Source organism: Leptodesmis sp. (assembly GCF_052746595.1).
The window spans coordinates 1-7340 of record NZ_JBRAGO010000154.1; the positions used below are offsets into that span (position 1 = coordinate 1).

Consider the following 7340-nt stretch of genomic DNA (forward strand, 5'->3'; position numbering starts at 1 on the left):
CGCAAACGCCAAATAAGTAGCGATCGCCTCTCCATAAGCCCTTGCCCCCGTTCCGCCATCATTCAACGGCACATCGTCATCGGGTAGTCCTGCCGCTACAGCATCCTGAGTGGCCTTTTCCCGTGCTTTCCCTACCAAATCGCTGAAGGTGGTGAGAGCTACAAGCTGGCGCGGTGTGAAGAGATCGGCGTGTTTGGTCATGCCGTAATTCTGGACGCGGAACCCTAACGCTTCTTTGGGTAAATCTGTCTCTGGTTTCCATTCCGGTTGAGCAGAATTAGCAATGGCTTCCTGTTCTGCCGTTGGCGCGAGATAAACCCGTCCGTTTTGCCCCTCAGCAACTATGGCCATCAACTGCTGCCCCATGCGTCCGGCTCTGCCCTCACTCCGCACATACTCCAACGGTACAGGCGTTCCGCAGGCAAGACAGCGTGCCCCCTTGCGTTCTACCGTTCCCTCCGGTGCCTTCCCCTCCCCCGACTTGACCACAAACCGGATTTTTGGAACCACAAAGGCACCAAGATCACGAAGATCTTCCTTTGTGTCCTTCGTGTCTTCGTGTTTCTCAACTATTGGCTCTACCCAAGCCTCCTTCCCCTTCTTCGTCGAAAGCGAAAATTTACTTGCCAACGGCATCTGACACCCACAAGCCGGGTTGGGACATTTCACCGTCCGCGCCCACAACCACGCAATCACCGTCGCTTCCTTCGTGTCCTTTGTGCCTTCGTGGTTAATTTGTACCTTCGGATATAAATACCCAATCTGCTTGAATGCCTCATCCCGCATCCACGCCCCATAAAACCGCACATCCGCCGCCAACCCCTGCGCCCCCCGCCAGGACGACATATTCTTCTTAGCCCGATCGTCTGGGTTCACCGGAGCCTGATCCTTAAACCTCGGCGGAATCTCAATTAGCGCCTTATTGATCAGCACCGCCACCGGATTCAAATCACTCGCATGAGCCTCCAACCCCAACCGCTGCGCCTCCAAGGGAATTGATCCGCCTCCGGCAAATGGGTCATAGGCAGGTGGCGCATACTTCGCAATGTACTCCCGCACAGCATCTGGTTGGGTCGGCGGCTCTTCGCCCCTGTCCCATGCCAAACACCGCGCAATCTCTTGCTGGGCTGCTTCCAAAACGCCAGACTTCGGGTCATTCACATCATCCCAAGACACCAGCCCCCGAACGACCTGCTTTTGGTTTCCCTTCTTGTCCGTCTCAATCGTGATCCGCCCCAAAATATCAAACAGCCGTTGCCGTTCGCGGTTTTGATCTTCTTCCGTGGGAAACTTGTCTGGCCAGCTTGAGGGATCATCCACCAGCGAAGCCCATAATACTGCCCGACACGTCGCTAACGGTCGCCGTGCCCACCACAAATGCAGCGTGGAGGGATGCCCATGACGGATCGACTTTTCACGAGCCGATTCCATATTGATGGCTTCCAGAGGCAGGGCAACTTCGATGAGCTTTTTTTTCATACAAACCACAAAGACACAAAGGGCACGAAGGTTAATGGTTGACGAGGCGTTTGATACCGTTTTTGAGGATGGGAACGTTGAAGTTGATCAGGAGGCCGAGCCAGCGTTGTTTCAGTTTCAGGTAGGTGAGTAGTTGGGCATCGTGAATGGGTTGTAGGCTTTCGACGGTTTTGAGTTCAATAATGACTAAATCCTCAACCAATAGATCTAAACGATAACCACAATCCAGATGAATGCCCTTATAGATCACAGGCTGTGGCACCTGACTCTCCACTCGCAACCCTTGCTGGGCTAACTCATACTTCAGACAGGCCTCATAGGCAGACTCCAATAACCCTGGCCCCAACTCCCGATGCACCGCGATCGCCGACCCAATAATCACATTCGATAACCGATTTGCCTCCTCTCGACTCATCCTTCATGTCCTTCGTGCCTTTGTGCTTTCAATAAAGCGAACCACGAAGACACAAAGTTCACAAAGTTCTTAGTGTCCTTTGTGCCTTTGTGGTTCATTTCCTCGCTCCCACAACTCCCGCCACCCATAATTAACGCTACTCGCCCCAAAATCTGGCTCTCGCTGAAACGGTTCACGGACATACCGCACCACACAACCCTCCCCCGGTACAGCATAAACCCCAGAAGTCGTCTTCACCTTGAAGGCATCCCCCTCTGGGAAATTCTGATCCGCCGGAACCTGCACCAACGCCAAGATAAAATTGTCTGGTTTATTGAGCGCCGTCAGAATTTCGTTTTTGGTGACTGTCACTGTTTCAGCCCCCTCTATCCTGCCCTTCACCTCGATAAATCGTAACTGCCCAGTCCCCGGCACCACCGATTCAATATCATAACCACACTTCTGATCACTGACATCCCGTGGTTCATACCCCAACGCCCGTTCTGCGGCCATCACGGCATCCATGGCGGCTAGCTCAACCCGCTTTGTTTCTTTGGCAAAGGTACTAGTCGCCGATTCCCGTTTTCCTTGGAGCCGTTGTAATAGACCGATCGGCACCACCAGCGCCCCACCGACAACCACCGGCGGCAATGGCGATAGCTGCCGTTCCTGCTCTAGCTCCGCAAGGCGTTTCTGGAGGCGATCGGCTAACTCATCCGCTCGTTGTTGGGCTTTGGTAGAATTAAGCTTGGCATTCGGCTTGCCTGCTTGCTCCTGCAAGCGCAGATCCGCTGCCCGTTGATCCCAATAGTTAATTTCCTTCGTCAGTCGATCCTTCACTGCCCAAACTGTCTTTTCAATCAGCTCTTCCTTTCGTTCCCGTACCTCCTGAAGGTGTTGAGAGACGAGGTGGGTGATGGCGTAGGTGGTGGCTTGAGCTTCTAGATTTGAACCACGAAGGCACAAAGAACGCAAAGGATCAGCGAGGAGAGCCTGTTCGTTTGGAGTCAAGGGTCGATAGTCCAGGTAAGGCGCATACCCCCCATTTTTAACTTTCACCTCTTCGTGCCCTTCGTGCCTTTGTGGTTCCCACATCTCCACATACTGCATCCGATGCGAGACGACCCGCCGCCGCCCATCTCGTTCGATGCGAGCATCCTGAATGGAATGCTCCAAATATACCAAAGTACGGACTTCTTCCCCCGGATCGTTTTCGTCTACCAGAATGGCACCCTGCCGGAGTAGATCCCGATGACGCTCTAGAGTTAAGTCAATGACGGCATCTAGCAGTGGATGCCCCGGACAGACAAAATCAGCTAAAGGTTTTCCAGGAACACTGATGAGTTCCTTTTCAAAACAGATCCGCTCATACCGTTTTAAGATGGTGTCCCCCGCTCCAATGAGGCGACTCCCTTCCAGGGACGCTTCGCGAACGCGATTACGAATCACCGCTGGAACATGAGTGATTTCATAGCGCTTGGGTTCCCGCTGTCGAATGGTGCCGCCTAATCGTTGGAATGCTTCTAGAAAAAAGGCGGCGATGAAATGAGGCTGGAGCTTGCGAGCTTCGGCCCGTTCCATCTCTTCACGAATTTGCTGGACTTTGGTGGCGTCCATTGAGTCTCGTGCGAGAGCTCGTTCCTCTAATAGCTCCTGTAGACGGCGCTGGTCGAGGCGATCGCTCACAACCTGGTCGAGCTTGGCTTTGACTTCGGGGCGATCGCCATAGCGGATGGCTTCAATCAGGAGTTCTCGCAGTTCCTTACCGGCGATCGCTTTGCCCAACACATCAAAAACCTTGCCGCCGAGCGCCTTTTGCTCAATCTCTAGCTTCTTCAGCAGCGAGAGATACACATCCCCCTCGCGGGTTTCCTCCGCCACCAGATTCCACAGGTGGCAGACTTCAGTCTGACCAATCCGGTGAATCCGTCCAAACCGCTGCTCCAGTCGATTTGGGTTCCAGGGCAGATCGTAGTTCACCATCAAATGTGCCCGTTGCAGATTAATCCCTTCCCCGGCGGCATCCGTGGCGATTAACACTTGCACAGCCACATCTTGCTTAAAGGCTTCCTCTGCCTTCTTGCGCTCTTCCCGTCCCATACCACCGTGGATCGTAACGACTGCCTTCGGTCGTCCGATCAGGGTTGTAATTTGATTCACCAGATAGTTCAGGGTGTCCCGATGTTCAGTAAAGATCACCAGTTTGGGAGACAAACCACGAAGACACAAAGACCACAAAGGGTTTTCTTCGTGTCCTTTGTGCCTTTGTGGTGCAAGAACTGCTTGAATCACCCGCGACAACTCGTCCCACTTGCGATCCTTGCCACTGCGTCGAACCCGTAAGGCTAGATTTTCGAGTTCACCGAGTTGGTGAATCTCAGCTTTTAGTTCGGCGATCGTGCGAGCGGCTGTGGCCTGGTCAACCACCTCTTCTTCTCTAGCCTCGCGCTCATCACTAGAGGAATCCTCGAAATCATCGTCCCAATCATCCGGGTCAATGGTGGGGCCAAAGTCGATCTCCGCTAATAGCCCTCGTTTCAAAAGTTCTTCCTCTCGGAGCCGTTTCTGTAACCGCTCCCGCCGTCGCCGCAGGGACTGGTAGATGGCTTCTGGAGAAGAGGCCAGGCGACGTTGCAAGATGGTTAATGCAAAGCCGACTGTTCCTTTACGGCTATCATTGGCTAAGGCTTCGGCTCGGTTAAATTCTTCCCTGACATAATCGGTAACTTGCTTGTAAAGATCAGCCTCCAGATCAGACAGGACATACTTGACCGTGTGCGCCCGACGTTCAGGGAAGAGCGGTTTGCCATCAAACTTCAGCAAATCTTCCTTGGCCAGGCGACGCATGATATCCGACGTATCGCAGACATGCACTCCGTCTCGGAACCGACCCTCAAAGCGATCGCCATCGAGCAGCGCCAGGAAAAGCTGAAAGTCTTCCTCTTTTCCGTTGTGGGGAGTAGCCGTCATCAGCAGGAAATGACGGGTCAAGGTAGACAGGAGCTTACCCAGCTTGTAGCGTTTGGTTTCCTTAATTTCACCGCCAAAAAATGAGGCAGACATCTTGTGAGCCTCATCTACCACCACCAGATCCCAATCGGTTTGCCCTAGCTTGGCCTGCAGGTCTTCATTGCGACTGAGCTTGTCCAACCGTGCAATAAGCAGCGGCATTTCGGCGAAGGCGTTCCCGGTACGAGCCGCTTCGATCCGGTCATTGGTCAGAATCTCAAAGGGCAGATGAAATTTTTGAAACAGCTCATCCTGCCACTGCACAGCCAGACTGCCAGGGCAAACGATCAGGCACCGTTGTAAGTCTGCCCGAATCAGCAATTCACGGATAAACAGTCCCGCCATGATGGTTTTTCCGGCTCCCGGGTCATCCGCCAGGAGGAACCGCAGCGGTTGACGGGTCAGCATCTCGCTGTAAACCGCCGTGATCTGGTGGGGCAGGGGTTCCACCAACGAGGTATGCACCGCTAGCAGCGGATCAAATAAGTGAGCCAGCCGAATGCGATGGGCTTCGGAAACCAACCGCAGCAACGCACCGTCCCCATCGAAGCTCCAGGGGTGTCCTTCGGTGACAATTTCCAAGGTTGGCTCGCGATCGCGAAACAGGATTTCAGTGTGGGGCTGACCGTTCGCATCTTTATAGGTCAGCTCAACTACATTGGCGCCGTGCCACTTCGCATCAATGATTGTCACATTCTGGTTTGGCAGAATGCCTCTAACCGTCGTACCACGGGTGAGATTTTCAAGTTTTGCCATAGACTATGCGTGTCCGGGAATGAAGTCTTGGTCAACAACTGTTGATGCCATCTGCGCAGGAATAATCTATTCATGGGACGACTCACAACAGTCGAGGAACTTTTCCCAATTTATTCAATTTGTAATATTTTTCCCATGCCAGTTTTGCCCAGTGTGCCCAGGCTCCTCTAGGTGCCATCTCACGGTTCTCATCGCGGTAGACAAATACGCCTTCTTTGCCTGTATCCATAATGCACAGCAAATTAATTTCTTCGCGGAAGCTGGCAGTTGCCGCTTCTCCACGCTCTTGCTGCGCAATATTTTCCGCCGCTGTGCGTGCCATCACTTCGGCTAAATGTCCCTGTCGTGCTCGCCAATCAGGGCCTTCAAAATAGGAACTGTCGCCGATCGCATAGCAATTTTCAAATCCGTTCACCTGTGCAGTATCGCTGACGGTGACAAACCCTGCGGCGGTCAAGGGTAAGTCAGATTGCTTTAAGATCGGTGTGCCTATCATTCCTGGGGTAAAAACAGTGAGATCGGTTATGACTTGAGTATCGTCTTCAAAGGTCACGTTACTGCTGGTAAATTCCTTGATTTTCTTACCAGTTACCGTGGTAATACCGCGCTCTTGAAACAGTTGTTGTAATTGTGACAATCCCCCTGCTCCGAGCCGCTTACCAGGGGCATCAGAAGGACTAAAGAAAGTAAGTTCAAAGCGATCGCGCAGTCCCTTGTCCCGCAAATAGGTATCGAAATTAAACAAGACTTCAAACACAGGTCCACCCCGCACAGCGGTTGCATCCTGGGGATTGCCGCTAAACCCACAGGCAACCTTTCCTTCTCCCTGCTCGACTAGCTTCAGGAACCGCTCTTGAATTTGCATTCCATCCGATGGTGAACCGCAAATGGACAGGGTATGCTCGATGCCTTTTGGCTTCAGTTTGGAACCTCCCAGAGCAATGATTAAGTAGTCATAGGAATGCTCTTGGGACGTAGTGAGAACCAACTGATCTTTAGCCCTGACTTCCTTGACCTCTTCTTGTAGGAAATTGAAACCATGAATCTCAGCCAGTTGTGGCAAAGGCACCGAGAGGTCTTCCAGTGTGCGTTTACCCACAGTTAGCCAGATAGATGCAGGATAGATGTACAGGAAGTCACGGTTGGAGATCAGGTCAATTTGATAATCGCCCTTGAGCTTTTGGGTTAAGGCGATCGTAGCTTCTACACCACCCATGCCACCGCCTAAAACCAGGATTCTTTTCATAGCATCAATTCCTAAATAAAGTTAAAAATCGACTGCTTGTTTTCAGGTCAATCAACTGATTGATGAAAGCGATTATTCAACGTCGTTTGCAGCATTGTGATAGGAATGCCAATCACAAAAATAGCGCATTGCCCCCAAACTCACAATCAGAATCAGAATCTACATCGGCCAGGGTGTCCAGGCAAAACTTGCGAGCGGACTAATTGCCATAACAATGACAAAGAAAGTTTTAACAATTTCTTTCTGGCTTTAATAGGTAATAAAAATTGCAATTAAAGCGATCGCGAAAGAAGTTAAAAAACATCACCACTTTCAGATGCTCAGCTATTATATTTATGATTATATAGCTATATCATGATTTATGTTAACCCTGGAAAAGTATTTGAGGGGCTGGATAGCTGTTGTTTTTTCAGATCTCCTGACAGCAAGTATCGCGAATTCTCAGCAAATTCAAGC

At 51.7% G+C, this 7340-nt stretch carries 4 protein-coding genes; all 4 read right to left on the reverse strand.

Going from position 1 to position 7340, the window contains the following annotated elements; translation table 11 throughout:
* Positions 1-1479 (reverse strand): DUF1156 domain-containing protein (locus tag ACUVQO_RS21670; RefSeq protein ID WP_445927899.1); only part of this gene is annotated, 1479 nt, incomplete at its 3' end.
* Between the two features lie 31 nt (positions 1480-1510).
* The gene (locus ACUVQO_RS21675) at positions 1511-1894 is read right to left on the reverse strand and encodes a GxxExxY protein (protein ID WP_445927900.1); all 384 of its coding nucleotides are present in this window, start codon (positions 1892-1894) and stop codon (positions 1511-1513) included.
* A 69-nt stretch (positions 1895-1963) separates the two neighbouring features.
* Entirely contained in the window at positions 1964-5638 is a 3675-nt protein-coding gene (locus ACUVQO_RS21680) for a helicase-related protein (protein WP_445927901.1), read from the reverse strand.
* Positions 5639-5720: 82 nt separating this feature from the next.
* Entirely contained in the window at positions 5721-6884 is a 1164-nt protein-coding gene (locus ACUVQO_RS21685) for an NAD(P)/FAD-dependent oxidoreductase (RefSeq protein WP_445927902.1), read from the reverse strand.
* Positions 6885-7340: the final 456 nt, after the last annotated feature.

What these genes read in the sequence shown, in the direction of transcription:
- ACUVQO_RS21675 (WP_445927900.1), bottom strand. Translation starts at nt 1,894, where the DNA reads ATGAGTCGAGAGGAGGCAAATCGGTTATCGAATGTGATTATTGGGTCG.
- ACUVQO_RS21680 (WP_445927901.1), bottom strand. Translation starts at nt 5,638, where the DNA reads ATGGCAAAACTTGAAAATCTCACCCGTGGTACGACGGTTAGAGGCATT.
- ACUVQO_RS21685 (WP_445927902.1), bottom strand. Translation starts at nt 6,884, where the DNA reads ATGAAAAGAATCCTGGTTTTAGGCGGTGGCATGGGTGGTGTAGAAGCT.